Genomic DNA, 22,047 nt, shown 5'->3' on the forward strand with positions numbered 1-22,047 from the left:
AGAACATCATGTCAGGTGGATGTGGATGTGGCGGCGGTAACGGCGGCAGCGGTGGCTGCGGTTCTTCTAAAAATGCAGAGCTTTCGGTACCGGAAGTTGTCGACATCGCGCAGTTTGAAGCACTGCCGGTCGAGCCGGCGGCGGCCGAGGACGCCCCGGTGCAGTTGATCGCCAGCAGCGAACAGGAGTGGCCGATCATCAGCGTCAACGGGGTGTCGATCACGCCTGAGGCAATGGCCCAGGAGCTGCAATATCACCCGGCCGAAAGCCGTGAAGAGGCGGTCTATCTGGCCGCCAGGGCACTGGTGATCCGCGAATTGTTGCAGCAGCGCATTGCCGAACTCGGCCTGGCGCTGGAGATCGGCGCTGGTGAGAACGAAGAAGAAGCGGCCACGCGTTTGTTGCTCGAACGCGAGGTGCACGTGCCGCAGTGCGACGAGGAAACCAGCCTGCGCTACTACGAAAACAATCGCGGGCGCTTTCACAGCGCGCCGTTGCTGGCGGTGCGACACATCCTGCTCGAGTGCGCGCCGGATGATGTCGAGGCTCGCAGCCTTGCGCATGCTCAGGCCGAGATATTGCTGCAACGTCTGGAGGATTTCCCCGGCAGTTTCGCCGAGCTGGCGGTGAAATATTCGGCCTGCCCGTCGAAGGCTCAAGGCGGTTCTCTGGGGCAGATCAGCAAGGGCCAGACCGTGCCGGAACTGGAGCGTCAGCTGTTCACGCTGGCGCCCGGCCTGGCCAGTAAACCGCTGGAAAGTCGCTACGGCTGGCATGTGGTGAGTGTCGATCAGCGGATTGAAGGCATGCCGTTGCCTTATGAAGTGGTGTCGACGGCGATCCGCACGCAGTTGCAGCAGGGCGTCTGGCAAAAAGCGCTGGTGCAGTACCTGCAAACCCTGATCGGAGCGGCGGATATTCGTGGCATCCACTTGCAGGGCGCCGACTCACCGCTGGTGCAGTGAGCATCGAGACAAACCGGGAGATGTGATGAACGCTGTCATGCAGGATGGTTTTGGACGGCAGATCGATTATCTGCGGATGTCGGTGACGGACCGTTGTGATTTTCGTTGTGTGTATTGCATGGCGAAAAACATGACCTTCCTGCCGCGTCAGCAGGTCCTGACGCTGGAGGAGTTGCAGCGCCTGGCAACGCTGTTCGTCGGGTTGGGCGTCCGCAAAATCCGCCTCACCGGCGGCGAGCCGCTGATTCGTCCGGGCATTGTCGAACTGTGCCGCAACATCGCCGCATTGCCCGGTTTGCGCGAACTGGTGATGACCAGCAACGGCTCGCAGCTGGGCCGTCTGGCCCGGCCGTTGGCGGAGGCAGGCGTCAAGCGGATGAACATCAGCCTCGATAGCCTGGACGGGCAGAAGTTTCGCGCGATCACCCGCAACGGCGATCTCGATCAGGTGCTGGGCGGCATTGAAGCCGCGCGGGGCGCGGGGTTTGAGCGGATCAAGCTGAACTGTGTGGTGATGAAGGGGCGCAACTTCGATGAAGTCCTGGCGTTGGTGCAGTACGCCATCGATCAGCGCATCGATATCAGTTTCATTGAGGAAATGCCCTTGGGTGATGTCGGGCGTTCCCGGGGCGAATCGTTTTGTTCCAGCGATGAGGTCCGGGCGCTGATCGCCAGTGGTCACCGGTTGCTAGACAGCACTGAAAACAGCGGCGGACCGGCGCGCTATGTGCGTCTGGAACGCCATCCCGATACCCGGATCGGTTTCATTTCACCCAACAGCCATAACTTCTGCGGCACCTGCAACCGGGTGCGGATGACCGTTGAAGGGAAGCTTTTGCTCTGTCTGGGCCAGGACGACGCGCTGGATTTGCGTGGATTGTTGCGGCGTTATCCGCTGGACGACCAGCCGCTGATCAATGCGGTGCAAAAGGCTTTGCGCGGCAAGCCATTGCGCCACGACTTCAACCCCGAAGGGGAGGTGCAGATTGTGCGGTTCATGAACATGAGTGGCGGTTGAGCTGTTCTGTTAAGGAAAGAGTTTGCTAAAGACAATACTTGTGGCGAGGGAGCTTGCTCCCGCTGGGTTGCGAAGCAACCCTAAATGAGGCACCACGATTATTCAGACAAATCGAGCTTGCAGGATTGCGACCGCTTCGCGGCCGAGCGGGAGCAAGCTCCCTCGCCACAGTGTTCGCACCGATTTTTCCTTCACCGCCTTCGGGCGGTTTTTTTCACCGGCAAATCTTGATGTCGATCAATTGCAGAACAGCACTTTGTCCGTAGTCTTCACTGCATGTTGTGTTTGTTTGTGTATGAACATCTATATGTAGTATCTGGAGGCCAAATGCAGAGCACGCTGATCTCAGTGGGATGTAACCGCTTGCACAAACGCGATGGCAGTCTGGTCGCCTTCGATGCGGACAAGATCCGCCAGGCATTGATCGCCGCCGGCAAGGCGACAGGGGAGTACACCGAGGTTGAGGTTGAAGGCTTGCTTCAGGCGGTACTCGCCCGACTGGAAGGGCTGCCAAGGTTGCACGTCGAGCAGATTCAGGATCGGGTCGAACGGGTATTGATGGATGCCGGTTACTTCTTCGCCATGCGCGCCTACATCGTCTACCGCGAACAGCACGGGCGTTTGCGCCGCGACCGCCGGACCATGGTCGAGGTGGCGACTTCTATGAATGAATACCTGGACCGTGAAGACTGGCGGGTCCAGGCCAACGCCAATCAGGGCTACTCCCTGGGCGGGCTGGTGTTGAACGTGTCGGGCAAGGTCACCGCCAACTACTGGCTGGACGAGGTGTACAGCGAGGCCATCGGCCAGGCCCATCGCGAGGCGGATTTGCATGTGCACGACCTGGATATGCTCGCCGGTTACTGTGCCGGTTGGTCGCTGCGTACTCTGTTGCACGAGGGGCTCAACGGTGTGCCGGGGCGTGTCGAAGCCGGTCCGCCAAAGCACTTGAGCAGTGCCCTGGGGCAAATGGTGAATTTTCTCGGCACCCTGCAGAACGAATGGGCCGGTGCCCAGGCGTTCAGTTCATTCGACACCTACCTGGCGCCTTACGTGCGCAAGGACCAGCTGAGTTACCAGGAGGTGCGCCAGGCGATCCAGGAGTTCATCTACAACCTCAATGTGCCGTCGCGCTGGGGCACCCAGACGCCGTTCACCAATCTGACCTTCGACTGGGTTTGCCCGCAGGATTTGCGTGAGCAGATACCCGTCATCGACGGTGAGGAGATGCCGTTTGCCTATGGTGACCTGCAAGTCGAAATGGACCTGCTCAACCGCGCGTACATCGAGGTGATGCAGGCTGGCGACGCGAAAGGGCGAGTGTTCACCTTTCCGATCCCGACCTACAACATCACCCATGACTTTCCATGGGACAGTGAGAACGCCGACCGTCTGTTCGAGATGACGGCGCGTTACGGATTGCCGTACTTCCAGAACTTCCTCAATTCGGACATGCAGCCCAATCAGGTGCGTTCGATGTGCTGCCGGTTGCAGCTCGATGTGCGCGAGTTGCTCAAGCGCGGCGGTGGCTTGTTCGGTTCGGCGGAACAGACCGGGTCACTCGGCGTGGTGACCATCAACTGTGCACGCCTGGGCTATGTGTTCAAGGGCAACACCAGTGGCTTGTTGCGACGCCTGGACACGCTGATGGAGCTGGCAATGGAGAGCCTGGAGGTCAAGCGCAAGGTCATTCAGCATCACATGGATGCCGGTTTGTACCCTTACACCAAGCGCTACCTGGGCACCTTGCGTAACCATTTTTCCACCATCGGCCTCAACGGCCTGCATGAAATGCTGCGCAATTTCACCGGCGACGAGGAGGGCATGCACACCGAACATGGCCGACAGTTTGCCCTGAATCTGCTGGACCATGTACGTGCCACCTTGCTGCGGTTCCAGGAAGAAACCGGACATCTCTACAACCTGGAAGCGACACCGGCAGAAGGCACCACCTACCGCTTCGCCAAGGAAGACCTCAAGCGCTATCCGGACATTCTCCAGGCGGGCAGTGCGCAGGCACCGTATTACACCAACTCCTCGCAACTGCCCGTGGGCTACACCGAAGACCCCTTCGAGGCCCTGGAACTTCAAGACGAACTGCAATGCAAATACACCGGCGGCACGGTCTTGCACCTGTACATGGCCGAGCGGATTTCCTCGACCCAGGCCTGCAAGCAACTGGTGCGCAAGGCCCTTGGACGCTTCCGCCTGCCGTACCTGACCGTGACCCCGACCTTCTCCATCTGCCCGGTGCATGGCTACCTCGATGGCGAACATGAGTTCTGCCCCAAATGTGACGAGGTCCTGCTGTTGCAAGAACAGAAGGCTGGCACCGTTCATTGATTTTGATCCACTCAACCGCAAGGAGCTTCACCATGACTGCATCGCAAACTCTGCCCCAGGCTCAACGCCAACGCTGCGAAATCTGGACCCGCGTGATGGGCTATCACCGTCCTGTGTCAGCGTTCAATCCAGGTAAACAGTCGGAGCACCGCGAGCGGGTGCACTTCACTGAAGGCGCAGCCCTGGCCGGGCGCCAATGAGTCGAATGCTTCGGGTCGGGGGCATGGTGCCCCTGACCACTATCGACTATCCGGGACAGCTCGCCTGCGTGCTGTTTTGCCAGGGTTGCGCCTGGCGTTGTCGTTACTGTCATAACCCGCAGCTGATTCCGCCTCGTGGCAGTGAGGAAGTGGATTGGCGGCGGGTGTTGGTGTTTCTGCAACGTCGTCAGGACTTGCTCGATGCCGTGGTGTTCAGCGGCGGTGAGCCGACCCTGCAGGACGGCTTGCTCGGCGCCATGGATGAAGTGCGGGCGATGGGATTTCGCATCGGCTTGCACAGCGCCGGCATCAAGCCTGCCGCCTTCGCCAAGGCATTGACTGGCACGGATTGGGTCGGTTTCGACGTCAAGGCGTTGCCCGAAGATTGCCTGGCCATCACCCGGGTCGAGGGCAGTGGAACGGCTAACTGGCGCAGCCTTGAGCATCTGCTGGCCAGTGGTGTGGACTACGAATGTCGCACCACCGTGCATTGGCATCTGTTCGAGCCGGCGCGTCTGCTGATCCTGGCAAAACGCTTGAGTGCGCTCGGCGTCAAACGCTTCGCCGTGCAACTGGTCCGCACTGAGCGGATGTTCGATCCGCTACTGCCAAGCATTTCGGCACAAGCCTTGTTGCCAGAGTTGTGGGAGGCCATGCGCGAGTTGTTCCCAGCCTTCGTGCTGCGGGGGTAACGGGGGCTGGGGAAACTCAAGCCCAGCCCCAGAACTGCAACCACCAGCCAAACCCGATCAGGCCGTTGGCGAGGAACAGGCAAACTCCACCCGACACGCGCCGAGCCAGGGGAATACCTTCGTGTTTCAGCCGTTTCCAACCCAGTAGCAGGCTCCACCCCATGGCGGCCAATAGCAGGCAGGCCCTGGCGGGTTGTACCCACTCCAGCAGCAGACCTTCATAACGCAGTAATTTGACGGTGGTGGCCGACAGCCCGAGAAACAGTCCGGCACCACCCACAGGCGTGAGTGTCAGCGCCAGAGGCCAATACAGTGCGCGATCTCGCGCCAGTCGGGCCGTCAGGCGCAGGAGCAGCATCAACGCCGTGCCGAGCATGATCGAACTCACACTCAAGTAAGCGACAATGCTGAAGCCGTCGAGCCAGCTGAAGCTGTCGTTGAGTTGCGGGTAATGGGTCAGCAACCACCAGGGGGCGTTGTCCCGTAAGGCCCAGAGCTGGTTGTGTTCCACCAGCCACTGGGCCAGGGTTTGTTTGAGGGCGATAAACCATGGGCTGACCGTCCACTGAAACGCGCCCATGGCCAAGCCGATCACGCCGAACAGCAGCAAGCGTGTATCCCAAGGGGACAGCGCCTGCGCGGTTGCGTGAAGAATCTCCTGATTGCTGGAGCGGGCGATCAGCTGCACGGCGCCGCGTTGCCCGCTGCAGCGTCCGCAGGCGTGGCAATCACTGGCGCCTTGCAGGCGACGGATATCGAGCAGGGGAGCGCAGTTGGGGGGCGGCAGGCGTGGCGCGGCATTCTCTATCCAGCGTTGCTCATCGACCTGAAAGTGCACGGGGGCCAGCCTTGCGAGCAGGGCGAAAACCCCGCTGACCGGGCACAGGTAACGGCACCAGACCCGCTTGCCCCGGGCGAACAACAACCCGACGATGACCGCTGCGACGGTTGAGCCACCCAGAATCAACAGTGCGGCCTGGGCGTAGTCATAGACGCTGATCAATTGGCCGTAGAGGGTCGTGAGGCAGAACGCCAATGTGGGCCAACCGCCCCAACGCAACCAACGCGGCACACCCAGGCCTTTGCCGTAATGACTGGCCCATTCGCTGAGCGAACCTTCCGGGCACAGAACGCCACACCAGAGTCGACCGAAGCACACCATCGACAGCAACACGAACGGCCACCAGATTCCCCAGAATAAAAACTGCGCGAGCAAGGTCAGGTTGTCGAGTATCCGTGCCTGGCTGTCCGGCAACGGCAACAGCGCCGGGGTCACCAACAGCACTGCGTAAAACACTACGACAGTCCACTGCAGCGCACGGATGACGGACGCATGGCGACGCATCCCGTCACCCAGGCGCTGGAGCCATCGATTGTGCCGGCTCAGGTCAGGCATGGGACTTTCTCCGCAGCCCGTTGGCGTAGCCAGGCGCTGACGACCAGCCAGTAACCGACCCACACCAGTAAGGTCATGCCGCTGGGCGTTGCGCGATAACCGACAAAACTGGCCAGAAAGCCACCCAATCCATGGCTGTCGCTCAGCCAAGCGCTGCTGTCCCAAAGCGATTCGCCTACGAGGCTGTAAACCACGTCCGGCACATCCAGGGCGAGCAGTTGGCCGCCGATTCGCTCGGTGCCGCTGACCAGCAACCCCGCGCCGAGCATGAGCAAGATGACTTCGCTGAGGGCAAAGAATCGTTGCCATGAAATGAAGCGGCGACTGCTGTGCAGCAGCGTAATGGTCAGCGCGGACAGCACCAGCCCCAACACGCCGCCGACGGCAAACAAACCGAGCTGCGGACCTCGCAACCGGGCGCCGGCGCCATAGAGAAATACCACCGTTTCGCTGCCTTCGCGGCTGATCGCGAGCATGGCCAGCAGTAATAGACCTGCGCCTCCTTGGCGGGCCAGGTGGCTATCGGCGTGACGTCGCAAATCGTGGTTGAGGGTGCGCCCGTGACGGTGCATCCAGCCGACCATTTGCACCATTAACAGGCTGGCAAACAGTGCGAGTGCGGCCTGGAACCATTCACTGGCCGACCCGCTCATGGCCTCACCGGCAAACAGAATCAACACCGCCAGCAGGCCCGAGAGCATCAACCCCAGCATCACACCCGCCCACAGGTATTTGACCAAGCGATGACGCTGGCCTTGTTGGCTGGCCCAGGCCTGGAGAATGCCGATCACCAGCAACGCCTCGACGCTTTCGCGCCAGACGATGAACATTGATTGATTCATGGAAGCTCCGTGCGCTAACAGGTTATTTCGCGAGGATGCCGCCCTCGGGCAATTGCGGATTGAACTCGTCGAAAAAGGGATAGTGGCCGGGCCTGAGCGGGTGAATGACGACGAAGGTTGTCACGCCCGGCGACAGTACTTTTTCAACCCGCAACGGCGTGCTCTCGAACTCGGCCGGACCTTGGCCGACGTTTTTCAGCACGATTTTGAAGCGCTGTCCGGCCGGGACTTCAAGCAAGGCAGGGGAGAAGTGGCCATCGCGCAGGGTCAGCTCAAAGCTCGGCAACTCGGCATGCGCCGTCAACGGCGCAACTGTTGCGGCCACGATCAGCCAGGCAAGATGCAGGCGCTTCATTCAATAGCCGCCTTTTTTACCGATGCCGGCGTAGATGAACTCGTAGTGCAGTTCGCAGCGTTCGAACCAGGGCGCCACACCGGTTTCCTTATCGGTGTGACGCCCGAGGGAGCCGTGACCGGTGGGTGGTAGCACGGTGAACGTCAGCCGATATTTGCCCGGCCCCAGCAGCTTCACATTGTCGCCATAGTGCGGGCCGTCATTGGCGACCATGGCATGGAAGTCGCCCTTGATTTCGTCCGGGTTACCCGCTCTGCTCAAGTTGAACGAGACATTGAGGTAAGGCACGAAACTGCCTTCCTGAAAGCCCTGTCGATTGTCCGCGGTGGCCCGAATGTCGGCTTCCAGGTGAACATCAGAATCGACAGTAGCGCGCATCATGCCAGCCGGGGCCATTTCGATCGGTTGCAGATACACCGCCCCGACTTCCAGCCCCTGACACAGCTGTGGCTCCCCGATCGGGTATTCCTTTGCGTGAGCCAGCGGTACGAGCAAGAGCAGGGCGAGTGAGAGGTGGGTACGCATAATGTCTTCCTGGGCACTGACGAGTAGGAACCCGAGTCTAGGAAGCTTTGCTGCGAACAATAATGATTGTTATCAAGTTTTGATCAATTAAACCGTTAGAAGCTTAGCTCCAGGATCGCGATAGGGAGGGCAGTCGCTCGATGTCGATTCTTGATATCCATCAAGGATGGTTTTGCACAAAGGCTGTAGGTTGGAAGAACGTCTCTCAATGACCGGAGATCGAAATGGCCAAGAACTTCCCCGTCAACCCCAAGCACCCCGAGCGGATCTGTTGGGGATGTGACCGGTATTGTCCGGCCAAGTCCCTGGCATGCGGCAATGGCTCCGACCGTACGATGCATCCGGCCGAGATGTTCGGAGAGGATTGGTATTTGTCTGGCGACTGGGGAATCGAGCCCCTCATCGTCACAGACAAGACAGCGGATGATGGCGTCTAGTGCACGCCAAACTTCGCAGATTCGTGTAAGTCCACCGTCAGACGTTGCACCGTTTATGATTTCTGGATTCAGCTTCGGAATCTGAGCGTCGTTGAAGGTGCTTCGCCAAAACGTTTTTTGTATTCCTGGGCAAACCGTCCCAAATGGGCAAAGCCCCATTTGAACGCGATATCTGTGACTGAAGCATCATTAGACTGGCTGCTCAATTCAAGATGCACCTGCTCCAGTCGCAGGTTGCGTAGATAGGCCATGGGAGTGGTATCGCAAAAATCGCGGAAGCCGGCAAACAGTGTGCGAACGCTAACCCCGGCGTGCTCGGCTAACTGCTCTATGCTCAGCGGTTCGTTCGCATGAGCCCGCATGTACTCCTCAGTCCTTTTGACGAAATAGGGCAAGAGCGCTTTTGGTTTACTGGCGCACTCCAGTTGTTCTCGCAGATTGTTGGGTTGGCCATAGACCAATGCATTGATCAGGACTGACTCGAACTGCTTGAGCACCAGGGAGTGGTGGAGCGGATGTTCGTCCAATGTAATCGCGTCCGCCAGCATGGCAATCAGTTGAAGAAAGTAGTTTCCGCCCGGGGTCGTCAGGTCGAGTTCCGGCTGAAACTCAAGTGATCTGTCCATCACATGTCCAAGGTGCTGTGCACAGTGGTACTCAACTTCGCTTCGTTCTATTCGAAGTGCCAACTGAGGGGCGTTGGCATCCCAGCACATTGATAACGGCAGGTTGGGTGAAATCAACGAGGCCTTATGCGGGGTGGAGATAAAGTCATGGTCGCCGCAAATGATGCGTGCCTGGCCACTGATGGGGATCTGGATTAAATAGAAGTCTTCCAGGCGGCCGGGGTCGATATAAACCCTTGCTCCATATTCCAGCCTGTTCAAGGACAGACGCCCACGATTGACATGGTGCATTCGAGCGCTGATGCGGTCGGTTTCTTCCACGCAACGCAGATCGTGAGTGGTGAATACGCTGCTGACACCTTCGCGGATGGCATCCAGGTCATTGAGAAGGAACAACTGGTTCTTGGGAGTGAACAGCGAAGCTCTGTCAAAGAGACTGCCGCAACTCTCCGCAATGATGTTCAGGCCCATGGTCGCCTCACTTGCATGCACGGTTTCAAGGCATTGCTCACCGTTGTGTTACCGAGGTTTTGCAGGATAAGGATAGTCACTGCATTAACCGGATAACCTGTGAGCATGTCTGTTTCTTTTTGTGCCCTCATCGGGGCTATCTACCTGCTCAAGCAATGGACATGCCATGCCGGGCTCCGTTTGTTCGGGCGGTTGCTGAGCATTTGATTAGCTCAAAGAATCCCTCTGTGAGCATTAGGCGTCCAACGTTTTTTTTCGTTGGCGGTGTCGTGTTTTTTGCAGGATGGACAATCAGGGTTTGCGAAAAGCCCTGTAGGTCAAATCAGAAACCTTTCCGCATGCCGTGGACAGGTTTAGCACCCAGCGGATAGTCCCTCTCGGGGCAGATGTTCAATATCGTATCAACGCTTCTGAATTAACTGAGGTGGGAGTGCCGTCCAGATCATTACGGGGGGCACTCCTCCACAATTCTGGTAAGGCGAAGCTCGATGAACATCTCCTTTAAATCCTCTCCAGCAGAGGAACTTCTTACCCGTCAATGGCATGACTGGGATTGGGAAGCTGGCGCAGAGGTACCTCCGGGAAGCCATCTCATCACCTCACGAAATGGTTATTACCATCATGGGATTTACCTGGGCGCCTCTCAAGTCGTTCACTACTCCGGCCTTTGCGCCGGCTTGCACGCAGGCCCTGTAGAAGTGCTTGCATTGCAGTGGTTTGCCTCGGGGAAACCGGTCTGGGTCCGGAGTGCCCGGCAGGTCAGATTCGAACGCGAAGAAGTGGTCCGGCGAGCGCTGTCTCGAGTGGGAGAAAATCAATACCGACTGCTGACCAACAACTGCGAACATTTCTGCAATTGGTGCCTGTACGGCGAGAGTCGCAGTGACCAGGTGCGCAATTTCGCGGTTCATCCTTTCGCAGCACTGCGCCTGCTTCTGCAAACCGTGCCGGAACTGTTTCAGCGCACCGCCATCGTTTAGTGCTTCGTTCTTGCCCTTCGAATCAATGATCACGCTGAGCAGCGTATGCATTTGATTCACGTATGAGTCGACCACCTTTTTTCTTTTTATCGTCGAGCCTATCGAGGAGCAAGGGCGGCCCTCTGCTCAGATCTGGCCCTGTTCATCTTCAGTCCACTCACACCCCTTTATTACATTTTGCACATCAGGTCCTGCCACCCTTGTAACTTCCCGCAGGTCACGGACAGGCGTCGCATTCAGCGGATAGTCCGCACCGCGCAAGGTGCCCAATATCGTCTCCAACGTTCCTGAACCCTTGGAGATTCGATATGAAAGGCCAGTATGTCAGCGTGCCGGTTTCGTCCGGCGGTCACTTCCAGGCTTACCTGGCGACCTCTGTCGATGGTCGCGGGCCGGGCGTGGTGCTCTGTCAGGAAATCTTCGGCGTTAACCAGGCCATGCGTGAAGTCGCTGATCTGTTGGCCGAGGAAGGTTACACCGTGCTGGTTCCGGACCTTTACTGGCGCCAGGAGCCCGGTGTCGAATTAGGTTACACCGAGGCCGACTTTGGTCGCGCCTATGAGCTGTACCAGGGTTTCGACGAGGCACTGGGCATTGATGATATCCGCGCCAGTCTGAATGCCCTGGAGACCTTGCCCCAATGCAAGCCGGGTGACCTGGGTGTTGTGGGCTATTGCCTGGGGGGCAAGTTGGCTTACCTGGCGGCTTGCCGGTTACCTGAAGTGGCTTGTGCCGTCGGTTACTACGGCGTAGGCATTGAAAACGCCTTGTCGGAAGCGGAAGGACTGCAGGGTCGCCTGGTGCTGCATATGGCTGAACAGGATCAATTCTGTCCCGCCGAGGCACGGTCCGCGATCCAGGAGGTCCTGCACGACAAGCCGGGTGTTGAGCTCTACGTTTACCTGGGGGTTGATCACGCCTTCGCTCGCCCTAACGGCCATCACTATCACAAGCCCTCAGCGCTGCTGGCTCACGAACGGACCATTGCTGCGCTACGTCGGGTGCTAGGGCCGGATTACAACCTTTCTGATCTCTGGGATGAGCACGTGCGTCACGAGTTCGATACCCGGGACGTACCTGCGACCATGGCCACCATGGTTGCTGAACCTTACGTCAACCACATCCCGACCATGACCGGTGGGGTGGGGGCAAAAGAGTTGAGCCGCTTCTACCAGCATCACTTCGTCCATGGCAATCCCAAGGATATGGCGCTGACTCCGCTGTCTCGCACGGTCGGTGCGTCGCAGATCGTTGATGAATTCATCATGAGCTTTACCCATGACTGCGAGATCGACTGGATGCTTCCCGGGGTGGCACCGACGGGGCGTCATGTCGAGATCCCTATGCTTGGGGTAGTCAAGTTCCGCGGTCCCAAGCTTTATCACGAACATATCTACTGGGATCAGGCCAGCGTGCTGGTACAAATCGGCCTGCTTGATCCGACCGGGTTGCCAGTGGCGGGTGTGGTGACCGCGCAAAAACTGCTCGATGAATCGCTGCCTTCCAATACGTTAATGCCGAGCTGGGCCTCCAGCGCCGACAAGCCGGTTTAAGGGGGTAACCATGTCTCATCTGCAGAATAAAATCGCCGTGATCAGCGGTGGCGCAACCCTGATTGGCTCCGCCGTCGCGCAGGCGCTGATGGACGCAGGCGCTAGCGTTGCGTTGTTCGATATCGACCGTGAAGCGGGTCTCAAGGTCGCGGCCGAACTCGGTGAGCGAGCCGTGTTTTTTCACCTTGACGTGACGGATGACGAACTCATTGCACATGCGGTCGAAGAGGTGCGCGCACGTTTTGGCGGCATCGATTTGCTGATCAATCTGGCCTGCACTTACAGCGACCAGGGCTTTGCCTCCAGCCGCCAGGATTGGTTGCAGGCGCTTGATGTGAACCTGGTTTCGGCAGTGGCTTTGACTCAGGCGGTGCATCAGGACCTCAAGGCCCGACGTGGCGCGATTGTGAACTTCACTTCCATCTCGGCTAAGTGTGCCCAGACCGGGCGTTGGCTCTATCCGGTATCAAAAGCCGCCATGGTGCAGCTGACTCGTTGCATGGCCATGGACCTTGCTGCGGACGGCATCCGCGTCAATTCGGTATCGCCTGGCTGGACCTGGTCGCGGGTGATCGCCGAAGTCAGTGGCGGTAACCGTGAAAAGGCTGATGCGGTCGCCGCTTCTTATCACCTGTTGGGACGACTGGGGGAACCCCGCGAGGTGGCCAACGTAGTGGCGTTCCTGTGTTCACCCGCCGCCAGCTTCGTTACGGGCGCTGACTACGCCGTCGATGGCGGCTACTCGGTCATGGGGCCGGAACAGAACCTGCCAGCGATACCACGGCTTGCCGAGTAACACTGAGCACTCACAAGAAACTCAGTTCGGCGACTGCCGAATGCTGCACCTGTAACCGTCGATAACCAGGAGAATAACAATGCGTCGAATCGCCATCGTCGGAGCCGGTCAAGCCGGCCTGCAACTCGCACTCGGTCTGCTCGCCAAGGGCTACCATGTGACCCTGACCACTAACCGTAACGGCGAGGACATTCGCAACGGTAAGGTGATGTCCAGCCAGTGCATGTTCAACGCCGCCCTGCAAAGCGAGCGTGATCTGGGGCTGAACTTCTGGGAAGACCAATGTCCTGCCGTTGAAGGGATTGGTCTGACCGTGCCCAACCCCGAGAATCCGAATGAGCCACTGTTCAGCTGGAGTACCCGGCTGGATCGCTACGCCCAATCCGTCGATCAGCGTCTGAAAATGCCGGTATGGCTGGACGAAGTCGCGAAGCGGGGTGGCGAGGTCATTATCCAGGATGTCGGTGTGGCCGAGTTGGAGCTTTTGTCGACCAGCCATGACCTTGTACTGCTGGCAGCAGGCAAGGGCGAAATCGTCAATCTGTTCGAAAAAGATGCCGAGCGGACTCAGTTTCAGCAACCGCAACGGGCGCTGTCATTGACCTATGTGAGGGGCATGACACCGATGTCGCCGTTTTCACGGGTCAGCTTCAACCTGATACCAGGTGTAGGCGAATACTTTGTGTTTCCTTGCCTGACGACCACTGGACCTTGCGAAATCATGGTCTTCGAAGGGATTCCGGGCGGGCCGATGGATTGCTGGCAGGGGATCACGTCTGCCGAGCAACATCTTGAGAAAAGCCTGGAACTGGTCAATCGCTACGTACCCTGGGAAGCCGAACGCTGCCGGTCCCTGGAAATGACCGATGACAAGGGTTTCCTGTCTGGGCGCTTCACGCCGATGGTGCGCAAACCGGTGCTGACGTTGCCGTCGGGGCGCAAGGTTTTTGGCATGGCCGATGCGCTTGTGGTCAACGACCCTATTACTGGCCAGGGCTCGAACAATGCAGCCAAGTGCAGCAAGGTTTATCTGGATGCGATTGTCGCCCGTGGCGCACAAGGCTTCAGCCCCGATTGGATGCACGAAACCTTCGAGCAGTACTGGAGCTATGCCCGGCATGTGGTCAAGTGGACCAACACCATGCTGACACCACCGCCTCAACATCTGCTCGAACTGCTTGGCGCCGCGAGTCAGTCAAAGCCGCTGGCATCGGCCATCGCCAATGGCTTCGATGATCCTCGCAACTTTGCCCCTTGGTGGTTCGACGCCCAGTCTTGCCAAGCCTTTATTCAGGAAAAGACCCGTCAGGCCGCTTGAGCCGCCATCGAGCCAGGAGTTCATCATGAATGCATTTACCGCAGAGTCTACCCAGCACGAACTGGTTAGCGCACAGGACTGTAATCCGCGCGAGTTGCGCAACCTGCTGGGGCAGTTCGCTACGGGGGTCACGGTTATCACCACGCGTACGGCTGATGGCCGCAATGTCGGCATGACCGCTAATTCGTTTTCGTCAGTCTCGCTCGATCCTCCACTGATACTTTGGAGCATTTCTCGCAACGCTCCGAGCCTGGTGGATTACCTGTCGTGCAGCCATTTTGCGATCAATGTTCTGGGGGCTGAACAGCACGATATTTCCGGACGTTTTGCACGCCCCGCACCCGACAAGTTCTCCGGTGTGGCCTTCACGGCCGGGGAGGCCGGGGTACCGCTTCTCGAGGGTGTAATCGCTACGCTGGTCTGCCGCAATGTCACTCAGTACGAGGGCGGTGACCATCTGATTTTCCTTGGGCAAATCGAGCACTACCGCCACGGTGCAGGGGAACCGCTGGTGTTTCACTGCGGGCAGTATCGAGTGGCCGCAGAGCATCCCGGGTTGAGTCGATAAGTCAGGAGTCTTGCCTTTAGCCTTGCTGCAAGTGGAGAGCGTTATGAAAACAAAAATAAAACTGCTATCGGTGTGCGTGCTGGGCTCTGGCCTCTTGGGAGTTGAACCGGCACAGGCGTATGACTTGCCGGTGGTCAATCTGGGGTTGACCAGTTTCCTCGACGGCGCTCCGCCAGCCGGACCGGGTTGGTACTTTCAGGAATACTTCCAGAACTACAGCGCTAATCGTTTTCGAGATCAAAATGGCAAGGCACTGGGTTTGCCCAAACAGGAACTGGATTATCAGGTCGCAGTGACGCAAGTCAGCTACTTTTCCGATATTCGCTTGGGTAACGCAACGCTGGGCATGAACGCCGTGCTGCCTTTTGTGACCAGCATGGATGTTGATGACGGACTGAATAATGCGGCGATAAAGGCTCAAAGTGGTCTGGGTGATCTTCTGTTAGGCCCGATGATCCAGTTTGATCCGATCATGGGGCCCGATGGGCCGCGTTTTGCGCACCGTATTGAATTGCAGGTCAATGTGCCGACTGGCAAATACGACAATAAGCATGGCATCAACCCCGGAGCCAACGCCTGGTCGTTTGACCCCTATTGGGCAGCTACTTATTGGTTTACCCCAAAATGGACCGCGTCGGTACGTGCTCACTATCTTTACAACGGCAAGAATGATGATCCGGGACCGGAGTTTGGTGGCGCTGATGATATTCAAGCTGGCCAGGCCTTACATGCAAACTTTGCGACCGAGTATGCGGTGACGCCGCAGTTGCGTCTGGGTATCAACGGTTATTGGCTGAAGCAAATTACCGACACCAAAGTCGATGGCCATGAGGTTTCCGGTCGTCGCGAAAAGGTATGGGCCATTGGTCCGGGGGCGATGTATAGCTTCTCCAAGGACGATCATGTGTTTTTGAACGCGTACTTCGAACAGGACGTAGAGAACCGCCCTGACGGCAGTCGTGTGCAAGTGCGCTACGTCCATCACTTTTAAGACCGCCGCAGTCATCGTGCTCCATCGCTTGCTATTACTTTGGTCTTCTGCCTGCCCTTATGGGCAGGCTTTTTTTTTCCTTTTTGGGACCTTTCAGTCATGTCCACACCTCGTACTTCCTCAGACAATGCTGTCCTGATATGTCGTACCGACCTACAGGGGCGCATTACCCACGGTAGCGATGCATTTATCAAACTTAGCGGGTATACGAGTAAGGAGTTGTTGCAACAGCCAAGTAGCCTTCTTAAACATCCTGATATGCCCCCGCAGATTTTCAGTAGCCTGTGGGGTGCACTGCTGCAAAGAAAACCCTGGATGGGACTGTTGAAGAATCAGCGCAAGGATGGCTCGACCTATTGGCTGAACGTCTACATAAAACCGGTGTTTGGCGCGGATGGGATTCAGGCCTACGGGGCCGTCTATAGCGTGCCATCGCAAACGCAAGCCGCGCGTGCAGAAAAGCTCTATTCGCGTTTGAGTGCTGGAGGTGTCGTTCTTCAGTGGGGCGCTCGTATCAATCGACTGGTGGCCTGTGCATTACCGAGCCTGCCTCTTGGATTATTGTTGTCGGCAGGTCTTTGGCTGCTGGACTCTTTTTGGGCTCAGAGCGCTGTGGTGGTGGCTGGATTAGCCGTTATGGCAGGTGTCCAGGACTGGCGGCAGAGCCGTGCCGTCAAGCAGGTTTTTATCGCCCATCCAAAAGCGTTTACCGATTCGTTGACCGCCAATATTTACAGTCATGCGCCCGGTACTGCCGCGTTGATGGAGATGGCGCTGATTGCGGAGGAAAGCCGCCTGCAAAGTGCGTTGTCGCGAATAGGGACGACCGGGGGAGTTGTCGAGCAGCGGGTGGTCGAGCTTGCCCAGTTGATCCAGGCCGAAACGCTGCGCCTGGAACGTCAACGCGATGAAACCGACTTATCGGTAACCGCTCTGAGCGAACTGGCGGCCACTATCCAGGAGGTTGCCGGTAACGTTCAGGCGACCAATCTGGCCACTCAGGAAGCGGTCAGGCTCGCCAGTCATGGCGAACAATTGTCCGGCAAGAGTCTTGATGCGATGCAGCAGCTCAGCACGTCCGTTGGGGATATTGCATTGGCGGTGCAACAACTGGCCAGTTCCACTGAGTCCATCGGCGCTATCACCAACATTATCAGTTCGATTGCCGGACAAACCAATTTGTTGGCGCTGAACGCCGCCATCGAGGCTGCTCGCGCCGGCGAAGCGGGTAGGGGGTTCAGTGTTGTCGCTGACGAGGTACGGCAACTGGCAACACGTACCCAGCAAGCCACCCAGCAAATTCAACCGCTCTTGTTGCAACTGCGTAATGCCACCGAGCGCACCGTACAACTGACCGATGAGGGCCGAGAATTTGCGCAACACAGCACTCGTGAAGTGGAGTCAGTGCAGGGCAATCTGGCTGGAGTGAATTTATCACTGACCCAAGTATCCTGCATGAGCATGCAGATCGCCTCTGCCATGGAGCAGCAATCACAGGTAGTCGAGAGCTTGTCACAGCAGGTTCTGCAAGTGGCTGAGCTATCCGCGCAAAGCGTCGACAAGGCATTGGATGGTCAAAGAATTGGTGAGGACTTGAAAGCTCAGGCCGAAGCATTGCGTCATTTGGCTGAGCGTTTTGATCGTTGATTTTTTGCGGAAGGGAGATTGGCTGCGACGTAATCAGGCGATAAAAAAAACAGGGAAATATCTGGATGCTTCTCCGGATATTTCCCTGTTGCTCAATGTTTGGAATTGCTATCGATAAACTTCTCGTAATACATCTGGAACTGCTCGATCTTCTGATCGTTGAACCAGGTTTTAATCGCGTCGACCATGGGCGGAGGACCGCACAGGTAGATGTCGAATGGGTTGGCGTCGAACGACTGACGGTCGAAGTGATCAGGAATCCACCCGGTTTTACCTTGCCAATCCACGGAGGGTTTCGAAACCACAAGGTGATAGTCGAAGTCGGCGATGCGGTCGCGATAATCAGCCAGGCGTTGAGTTTCGCACAGGTCATTGTCCTGCGTGACGCCATAGAACAGTTGGATCGGGTGCCCGCAGCCACCTTTTTCTGCAATGTTATCAAGCATCCCGAGGAAGGCCGACAGGCCGGTTCCTCCTGCCACCAGTACGAGAGGTTTGGTCACCTGACGTAGATAGAAGCTCCCCAATGGGGCCTCGAGCTCGAGTACTTGACCGGGGCGGCAATGCTCGCGGATGAAGTTGCTCATCACGCCATCAGGCAGGAGCCTGATGAGAAACTGCAATTGGTTGGTGGGGTTGGGGCGGTTGGCGAATGAGTAGGAGCGCCACTCACTGGTGCCCGGTACATGCAGTCGAGCGTATTGCCCCGGAAGAAAGTCCAATTGCTGCTGGTGGGCGCAAGCGTCCAGATGAAGGATCGCCGTGGTGGCCGACACCTGTTCTACACCGGTGATCACCGTTTGCAGTAACCGGGTTGCGCCAGCGTTGCACAAGCTCGAATCGAAGTCGAAATAGAACGACGCATCCGATTGCACGCGGGTCTGGCAAGAGAGCATTTTGCGTTGCGCCAGATCCTGCTCGGAAAGAGCCTCTTCATCGACGTAGTCTTGAGTGAATTGGCCTGATTCGCAGCGACCCTGGCAAGTGCCACAGACACCTTCGCGACAGTCCAGCGGGATGTTCACGCCATTGCGTAGCGCGGCGTCGAGCAGCAGTTCGTTGGGCTTGACCTCGAAGAACGAGGTCTTGCCATCTGCGAAGCTGAAAGCGACTTTATGGTTCATGACAGCGTGCCCCACAGTTCACAGGTGATAGAAATCAAGCACTGAGTTGATCGTGTCGTTGAGCAGCACGATGTGCTTGCGGGTGATCTTCCAGCTGTCTGCGTCCGCTTTGAGGTGGTAGGTCACATGGCCGTAGAACTGCTCGGACAGCCCTTGCCGGGTGTAGAGCGTGACCCAGGCGGCCTTGACTTCAAGCAAGCCGTTATCGATCTCCTTGATTCGCACATTGCTGATTTGATGCAAGGTGCGCGGCATCGGGTTTGAAGCTGCCGACTTGCCTGTGCGCAGACGAAATACCCGGTCTTCCAGGCCGGAGCGGTTCGAGTAGTAAATCAGCGACATGCCGCGCTTGGGATCGGTGGTGTACACATGCTCCGACTCCCATTGCGGCAGGTGGAATTCGCTCTGTTCATCAAACAGGGCGATGTAGGCGTCCCAATCCTGCTGATCACACAGCTCGGCTTTGCGGTAGAGGAATTGTTCGATGGAATGTTGTAGTGCGCTCATTTCACACCTCCTTCAACTTCAGGGCTTTTTGTGCAAGACCTTGCAGAAGGAAGCGCTGCCAGGATCCGTGCTGATTGATGTAGAGCCCCTCATGCGTGAACTCGGTGCCGGTCAGTACCGGTTTGATGCCCAGAGCCTCGCTGTTCGGGGTGGGGCCTTCGACCCATTTCTCACTGCCGCGGGACACTTCGTTCCAGCGCTCGAGGCGGGCCTGGAATCCGCGTTGGGCTTCGCGAAACTCCACCAGGTCGTCGGGAGTGCCCATGCCTGAAACGTTGAAGAAGTCCTCGAACTGGCGGATCCGGTTTTCCCGATCTGCGTCGGACTCACCCTTGACGCCGATGCACTGGCTGGTGATCTCGGTCTTGTTCCAGGCCACTGGGCGCACGATACGCAGCTGCGAGCTGATCTGATCCATGAAGAACAGGCTTGGGTAGATGTTGAGATTGCGTAGACGATGCATCATCCACTCGGCTTGTTGCTGGCCGTATTCCTTCACCAGGCGCGGCATCACGCTGGCATAACCGGCGCGTACAGTCGGGTTGGGCATGTCGCTGAACAAGAGGCTGTGGCCATTCTTGAACGAGAACCAGCCGTCGTCGGTTTCGGCATCGCCGGCGCCCAACTTGCTGTAGTCCAGCGTGTCGGAACCACCGCCCTTGGCCGCATTGACTTGCTGGCGATGCTGCACCGTGGAGACGTAGTTGTAGTGCACGGTGCTGACGTGATAACCATCCAGGCCGTTTTCGTGCTGCAGTTTCCAGTTGCCGTCATAGCTATAGGTCGACTTGCCGGGCAGTACTTCCAGTTCGCCGGTCGGAGACTGTGCGACCATCATGTCGAAGAACACTTTGGCATCGCCGAGGTAGTCTTCCAGCGAGTCGCTGCCATTGACGTCCAGACTGATAAAGACGAAACCCTTGTAGCTCTCGATCCGGGCCTTCTTCAGGCCGCGGGTTGCTTTGTCGAAACCTTCCGGGTATTCCCCCGGAGCCTTGACCTTGACCAGGCGGCCATCACTTTTGTAACACCAGGCGTGGAACGGACAGGTGAAGGTAGATTGGTTACCTTTGCTGACGCGAGTCAGGGTCGCGCCCCGGTGCTGGCAAGCGTTGATCAGCGCGTGGAGCTGATTGCTTCCATCGCGGGTGATGATCATCGGCTGACGACCTGCGCGCATCGTCAGGAAATCATTGGGATTGGCGATTTCACTCTCGTGGCAGGCGTAGATCCAGTTCTTCTCGAAGATCAGTTCCATCTCCAGGTCGAACAGTTCCGGCTCTGTGAACATGTCACGGGCGACGCGGTAAATACCTTCGGCCGGCCGAAAATCCAGGCAACCCTGAATGTAATCTTGCCACTGCGCAATGCTTCTAGAGCTGTTCATCAGGTACACCCTTTTTGTAGTTTTAGGCACGACCCGATTGAAAGCCTTTCTGTGTGGTGCATCTATCCGGATTCGAGGCGATATCTATCCATTTCTGAGGGGGGGCGGGGGCGCTTTTCGTGAGGACCATCAGGCGAGGGTGTTTTATGCGTTTTCTTGATCATTTTTGCATTATGCGGATAGCGATCCCGGGGCTTTAAACGTAGGGTTGTCGCTAATCTGTAACCATTAGGGTGCTGCGATGAATCTGCAAACTCATGCGGGGTCCGATGTTGATTTTCAAGACATCCATGCGGTGCATCATGACCTGCAGAATGCGCAGGCCTGGATGGTTAATATTTGTGGTCCCCACGAGCTCAAGGCCTCGTCTCCACAACGTCTTCATTTTCAACATGCCGGAAACGTTTTGAAGTCGATGTCTACAGTGATTGGGTATATCGAATACGGTACCGATGTCACTATTGATATTGATGCGTCAGAGCTCAACAGCTACAGCATCAGTCTTCCGATCCGGGGGCAACAGGAGCTTCGAAAACCCAATGGATTGCTGATGTCCGATAGTGATAACGGACTCATCGTGTCGCCTTATGATCAGCAAGAGCTTTCTATTGCAGGTAATTGCCGGAAAATTCAGGTCGCCATCAAGTGTGCAGCCATGCGCCAGATGTTGGAGGAACTATTACAGCGACCCACGCAACAGCCAATTGTCTTCGAGACGCGAGTAGGTACAAGTCAGGGCGCGCCGGCGGCATGGTGGCGACTGGTCAGATACCTGCTTGCGGAGATGGATCAGGCGCGTAACTTTTTTGGTCATGTTTCCATGGTTCGTGATATGGAAAAAGCGCTGATAAAGGGCTTGATCTTGTCGCAGCCAAACAATTATTCAAGCGAGTTGGCTGGCGTTTCGCAAAGTCGCTGCCCTGAGTATTTGTTGAAGGCCAAGCAGTTTATCAATGAGCATGCTGGCGATGACGTCGATCTGGACGAAGTCGGGCGGGCGGTGGGCGTGTCTCGCTTCAAACTGCATGATGACTTCAAGAAGTACTTTGGTGTCACGCCAACTGTGTACTTAAAGCGTTTTCGGCTTGAAGCTGTAAGGCAGGCGTTGATGGAAGGCGGCTGCAATGAAAATATTACTGCGGTGGCCATGCGCTGGGGATTTAATCACTTGGGTCGGTTCTCATCCGACTATAAGAAATTATTTTCGGAAGTGCCATCGAAGACGGTTGAGAGAAGTCGCAGTCACTGAGTCTGTGCGAGCTTTTATTATCTATTTTGATTGATTGCGGTCTGATCGCCCGGTAAA

At 57.3% G+C, this 22,047-nt stretch carries 22 protein-coding genes; 14 read left to right on the forward strand and 8 right to left on the reverse strand.

All coding sequences use genetic code 11. The features are described 5' to 3' along the window. Nucleotides 1-8: 8 nt before the first annotated feature. The 5 genes from PGR6_RS11925 (at nucleotide 9) to PGR6_RS11945 (ending at nucleotide 5,218) form a co-directional block, all read left to right on the forward strand. Nucleotides 9-965 (forward strand): peptidylprolyl isomerase, encoded by a 957-nt coding sequence (locus PGR6_RS11925; RefSeq protein ID WP_018927814.1) that lies wholly within the window; start codon nucleotides 9-11, stop codon nucleotides 963-965. Between the two features lie 25 nt (nucleotides 966-990). After that, complete coding sequence (moaA, locus tag PGR6_RS11930; RefSeq protein WP_064617239.1) at nucleotides 991-1,983, forward strand: GTP 3',8-cyclase MoaA; 993 nt, start codon at nucleotides 991-993, stop codon at nucleotides 1,981-1,983. Between the two features lie 327 nt (nucleotides 1,984-2,310). Beyond that, nucleotides 2,311-4,326, forward strand: a complete 2,016-nt coding sequence (locus PGR6_RS11935; RefSeq protein WP_064617241.1) for a ribonucleoside triphosphate reductase — start codon at nucleotides 2,311-2,313, stop codon at nucleotides 4,324-4,326. Nucleotides 4,327-4,358: 32 nt separating this feature from the next. Beyond that, nucleotides 4,359-4,526: an anaerobic ribonucleoside-triphosphate reductase gene (gene nrdD / locus PGR6_RS30515; RefSeq protein WP_028940864.1), complete on the forward strand. Its 168-nt coding sequence runs from the start codon at nucleotides 4,359-4,361 to the stop codon at nucleotides 4,524-4,526. Beyond that, on the forward strand, nucleotides 4,523-5,218 hold the full coding sequence (locus tag PGR6_RS11945; protein ID WP_177343082.1) for an anaerobic ribonucleoside-triphosphate reductase activating protein: 696 nt from the start codon (nucleotides 4,523-4,525) through the stop codon (nucleotides 5,216-5,218). The genes nrdD and PGR6_RS11945 overlap by 4 nt, the downstream gene beginning before the upstream one ends. A gap of 16 nt (nucleotides 5,219-5,234) precedes the next feature. On the opposite strand, the gene PGR6_RS11950 is transcribed toward PGR6_RS11945, so the two are convergent. From PGR6_RS11950 to PGR6_RS11965, 4 genes are read right to left on the reverse strand one after another with little or no spacing between them, the layout of a single operon-like run. Beyond that, the gene (locus PGR6_RS11950; protein WP_018927819.1) at nucleotides 5,235-6,614 is read right to left on the reverse strand and encodes a 4Fe-4S binding protein; all 1,380 of its coding nucleotides are present in this window, start codon (nucleotides 6,612-6,614) and stop codon (nucleotides 5,235-5,237) included. Beyond that, a complete protein-coding gene (locus PGR6_RS11955) occupies nucleotides 6,602-7,456 on the reverse strand; it encodes an FTR1 family iron permease (protein WP_026286551.1) in 855 nt (284 codons plus the stop codon). Before PGR6_RS11955 ends, PGR6_RS11950 begins: the two co-directional genes overlap by 13 nt. Before the next feature lie 22 nt (nucleotides 7,457-7,478). Then, the gene (locus PGR6_RS11960) at nucleotides 7,479-7,811 is read right to left on the reverse strand and encodes a cupredoxin domain-containing protein (RefSeq protein ID WP_064617248.1); all 333 of its coding nucleotides are present in this window, start codon (nucleotides 7,809-7,811) and stop codon (nucleotides 7,479-7,481) included. Next, nucleotides 7,812-8,336 (reverse strand): iron transporter, encoded by a 525-nt coding sequence (locus tag PGR6_RS11965; RefSeq protein WP_018927822.1) that lies wholly within the window; start codon nucleotides 8,334-8,336, stop codon nucleotides 7,812-7,814. 224 nt (nucleotides 8,337-8,560) lie between these two features. On the opposite strand from PGR6_RS11965, the gene PGR6_RS11970 reads away from it, so the two are divergent. Further along, the gene (locus PGR6_RS11970; protein WP_018927823.1) at nucleotides 8,561-8,773 is read left to right on the forward strand and encodes a DUF3079 domain-containing protein; all 213 of its coding nucleotides are present in this window, start codon (nucleotides 8,561-8,563) and stop codon (nucleotides 8,771-8,773) included. A 68-nt stretch (nucleotides 8,774-8,841) separates the two neighbouring features. Here PGR6_RS11970 and PGR6_RS11975 read toward each other — a convergent pair whose 3' ends face one another. Continuing rightward, nucleotides 8,842-9,858: an AraC family transcriptional regulator gene (locus PGR6_RS11975; RefSeq protein WP_237229639.1), complete on the reverse strand. Its 1,017-nt coding sequence runs from the start codon at nucleotides 9,856-9,858 to the stop codon at nucleotides 8,842-8,844. Between the two features lie 500 nt (nucleotides 9,859-10,358). Between PGR6_RS11975 and PGR6_RS29315 the strand changes: the two genes are divergently transcribed. The 7 genes from PGR6_RS29315 to PGR6_RS12010 all read left to right on the forward strand — a co-directional run bounded on the left by PGR6_RS29315 (nucleotide 10,359) and on the right by PGR6_RS12010 (nucleotide 17,723). Then, on the forward strand, nucleotides 10,359-10,850 hold the full coding sequence (locus PGR6_RS29315; protein WP_082920844.1) for a lecithin retinol acyltransferase family protein: 492 nt from the start codon (nucleotides 10,359-10,361) through the stop codon (nucleotides 10,848-10,850). Between the two features lie 308 nt (nucleotides 10,851-11,158). Beyond that, the gene (locus PGR6_RS11985; protein ID WP_064617254.1) at nucleotides 11,159-12,403 is read left to right on the forward strand and encodes a dienelactone hydrolase family protein; all 1,245 of its coding nucleotides are present in this window, start codon (nucleotides 11,159-11,161) and stop codon (nucleotides 12,401-12,403) included. Between the two features lie 10 nt (nucleotides 12,404-12,413). Continuing rightward, the gene (locus PGR6_RS11990) at nucleotides 12,414-13,199 is read left to right on the forward strand and encodes an SDR family oxidoreductase (RefSeq protein WP_064617256.1); all 786 of its coding nucleotides are present in this window, start codon (nucleotides 12,414-12,416) and stop codon (nucleotides 13,197-13,199) included. A gap of 79 nt (nucleotides 13,200-13,278) precedes the next feature. Further along, complete coding sequence (locus tag PGR6_RS11995; protein WP_064617258.1) at nucleotides 13,279-14,517, forward strand: styrene monooxygenase/indole monooxygenase family protein; 1,239 nt, start codon at nucleotides 13,279-13,281, stop codon at nucleotides 14,515-14,517. 25 nt (nucleotides 14,518-14,542) lie between these two features. Beyond that, the gene (locus PGR6_RS12000; protein ID WP_064617260.1) at nucleotides 14,543-15,085 is read left to right on the forward strand and encodes a flavin reductase family protein; all 543 of its coding nucleotides are present in this window, start codon (nucleotides 14,543-14,545) and stop codon (nucleotides 15,083-15,085) included. A gap of 43 nt (nucleotides 15,086-15,128) precedes the next feature. Further along, nucleotides 15,129-16,076, forward strand: coding sequence for a SphA family protein (locus tag PGR6_RS12005; RefSeq protein ID WP_064617262.1), 948 nt, complete (start codon nucleotides 15,129-15,131; stop codon nucleotides 16,074-16,076). A gap of 99 nt (nucleotides 16,077-16,175) precedes the next feature. Next, nucleotides 16,176-17,723, forward strand: coding sequence for a methyl-accepting chemotaxis protein (locus PGR6_RS12010; RefSeq protein ID WP_064617266.1), 1,548 nt, complete (start codon nucleotides 16,176-16,178; stop codon nucleotides 17,721-17,723). 92 nt (nucleotides 17,724-17,815) lie between these two features. Here PGR6_RS12010 and antC read toward each other — a convergent pair whose 3' ends face one another. The 3 genes from antC to antA are packed head-to-tail and all read right to left on the reverse strand — an operon-like array spanning nucleotide 17,816 to nucleotide 20,741. Beyond that, complete coding sequence (gene antC / locus PGR6_RS12015; protein ID WP_064617268.1) at nucleotides 17,816-18,847, reverse strand: anthranilate 1,2-dioxygenase electron transfer component AntC; 1,032 nt, start codon at nucleotides 18,845-18,847, stop codon at nucleotides 17,816-17,818. Between the two features lie 18 nt (nucleotides 18,848-18,865). Further along, nucleotides 18,866-19,354, reverse strand: coding sequence for an anthranilate 1,2-dioxygenase small subunit (gene antB / locus PGR6_RS12020; protein WP_064617270.1), 489 nt, complete (start codon nucleotides 19,352-19,354; stop codon nucleotides 18,866-18,868). A gap of 1 nt (nucleotide 19,355) precedes the next feature. Continuing rightward, nucleotides 19,356-20,741 (reverse strand): anthranilate 1,2-dioxygenase large subunit, encoded by a 1,386-nt coding sequence (antA, locus tag PGR6_RS12025; protein ID WP_064617272.1) that lies wholly within the window; start codon nucleotides 20,739-20,741, stop codon nucleotides 19,356-19,358. Nucleotides 20,742-20,982: 241 nt separating this feature from the next. Between antA and PGR6_RS12030 the strand changes: the two genes are divergently transcribed. Next, nucleotides 20,983-21,990, forward strand: coding sequence for an AraC family transcriptional regulator (locus PGR6_RS12030; RefSeq protein ID WP_064617274.1), 1,008 nt, complete (start codon nucleotides 20,983-20,985; stop codon nucleotides 21,988-21,990). Nucleotides 21,991-22,047 lie beyond the last annotated feature (57 nt).

It is taken from the genome of Pseudomonas sp. GR 6-02, from assembly GCF_001655615.1.
Taxonomy (GTDB): domain Bacteria; phylum Pseudomonadota; class Gammaproteobacteria; order Pseudomonadales; family Pseudomonadaceae; genus Aquipseudomonas.

Bases quoted from the DNA above. Each gene is read 5' to 3' on its own strand.
- antC (WP_064617268.1), bottom strand. From the start codon at position 18,847: ATGAACCATAAAGTCGCTTTCAGCTTCGCAGATGGCAAGACCTCGTTC.
- PGR6_RS11935 (WP_064617241.1), top strand. From the start codon at position 2,311: ATGCAGAGCACGCTGATCTCAGTGGGATGTAACCGCTTGCACAAACGC.
- PGR6_RS12005 (WP_064617262.1), top strand. From the start codon at position 15,129: ATGAAAACAAAAATAAAACTGCTATCGGTGTGCGTGCTGGGCTCTGGC.
- PGR6_RS11960 (WP_064617248.1), bottom strand. From the start codon at position 7,811: ATGAAGCGCCTGCATCTTGCCTGGCTGATCGTGGCCGCAACAGTTGCG.
- PGR6_RS11945 (WP_177343082.1), top strand. From the start codon at position 4,523: ATGAGTCGAATGCTTCGGGTCGGGGGCATGGTGCCCCTGACCACTATC.
- PGR6_RS11950 (WP_018927819.1), bottom strand. From the start codon at position 6,614: ATGCCTGACCTGAGCCGGCACAATCGATGGCTCCAGCGCCTGGGTGAC.
- PGR6_RS12030 (WP_064617274.1), top strand. From the start codon at position 20,983: ATGAATCTGCAAACTCATGCGGGGTCCGATGTTGATTTTCAAGACATC.
- PGR6_RS11990 (WP_064617256.1), top strand. From the start codon at position 12,414: ATGTCTCATCTGCAGAATAAAATCGCCGTGATCAGCGGTGGCGCAACC.
- PGR6_RS12010 (WP_064617266.1), top strand. From the start codon at position 16,176: ATGTCCACACCTCGTACTTCCTCAGACAATGCTGTCCTGATATGTCGT.
- PGR6_RS11925 (WP_018927814.1), top strand. From the start codon at position 9: ATGTCAGGTGGATGTGGATGTGGCGGCGGTAACGGCGGCAGCGGTGGC.
- PGR6_RS11965 (WP_018927822.1), bottom strand. From the start codon at position 8,336: ATGCGTACCCACCTCTCACTCGCCCTGCTCTTGCTCGTACCGCTGGCT.
- PGR6_RS11955 (WP_026286551.1), bottom strand. From the start codon at position 7,456: ATGAATCAATCAATGTTCATCGTCTGGCGCGAAAGCGTCGAGGCGTTG.
- PGR6_RS12000 (WP_064617260.1), top strand. From the start codon at position 14,543: ATGAATGCATTTACCGCAGAGTCTACCCAGCACGAACTGGTTAGCGCA.
- antA (WP_064617272.1), bottom strand. From the start codon at position 20,741: ATGAACAGCTCTAGAAGCATTGCGCAGTGGCAAGATTACATTCAGGGT.
- PGR6_RS11995 (WP_064617258.1), top strand. From the start codon at position 13,279: ATGCGTCGAATCGCCATCGTCGGAGCCGGTCAAGCCGGCCTGCAACTC.
- PGR6_RS29315 (WP_082920844.1), top strand. From the start codon at position 10,359: ATGAACATCTCCTTTAAATCCTCTCCAGCAGAGGAACTTCTTACCCGT.
- PGR6_RS11970 (WP_018927823.1), top strand. From the start codon at position 8,561: ATGGCCAAGAACTTCCCCGTCAACCCCAAGCACCCCGAGCGGATCTGT.
- antB (WP_064617270.1), bottom strand. From the start codon at position 19,354: ATGAGCGCACTACAACATTCCATCGAACAATTCCTCTACCGCAAAGCC.
- moaA (WP_064617239.1), top strand. From the start codon at position 991: ATGAACGCTGTCATGCAGGATGGTTTTGGACGGCAGATCGATTATCTG.
- PGR6_RS11985 (WP_064617254.1), top strand. From the start codon at position 11,159: ATGAAAGGCCAGTATGTCAGCGTGCCGGTTTCGTCCGGCGGTCACTTC.
- nrdD (WP_028940864.1), top strand. From the start codon at position 4,359: ATGACTGCATCGCAAACTCTGCCCCAGGCTCAACGCCAACGCTGCGAA.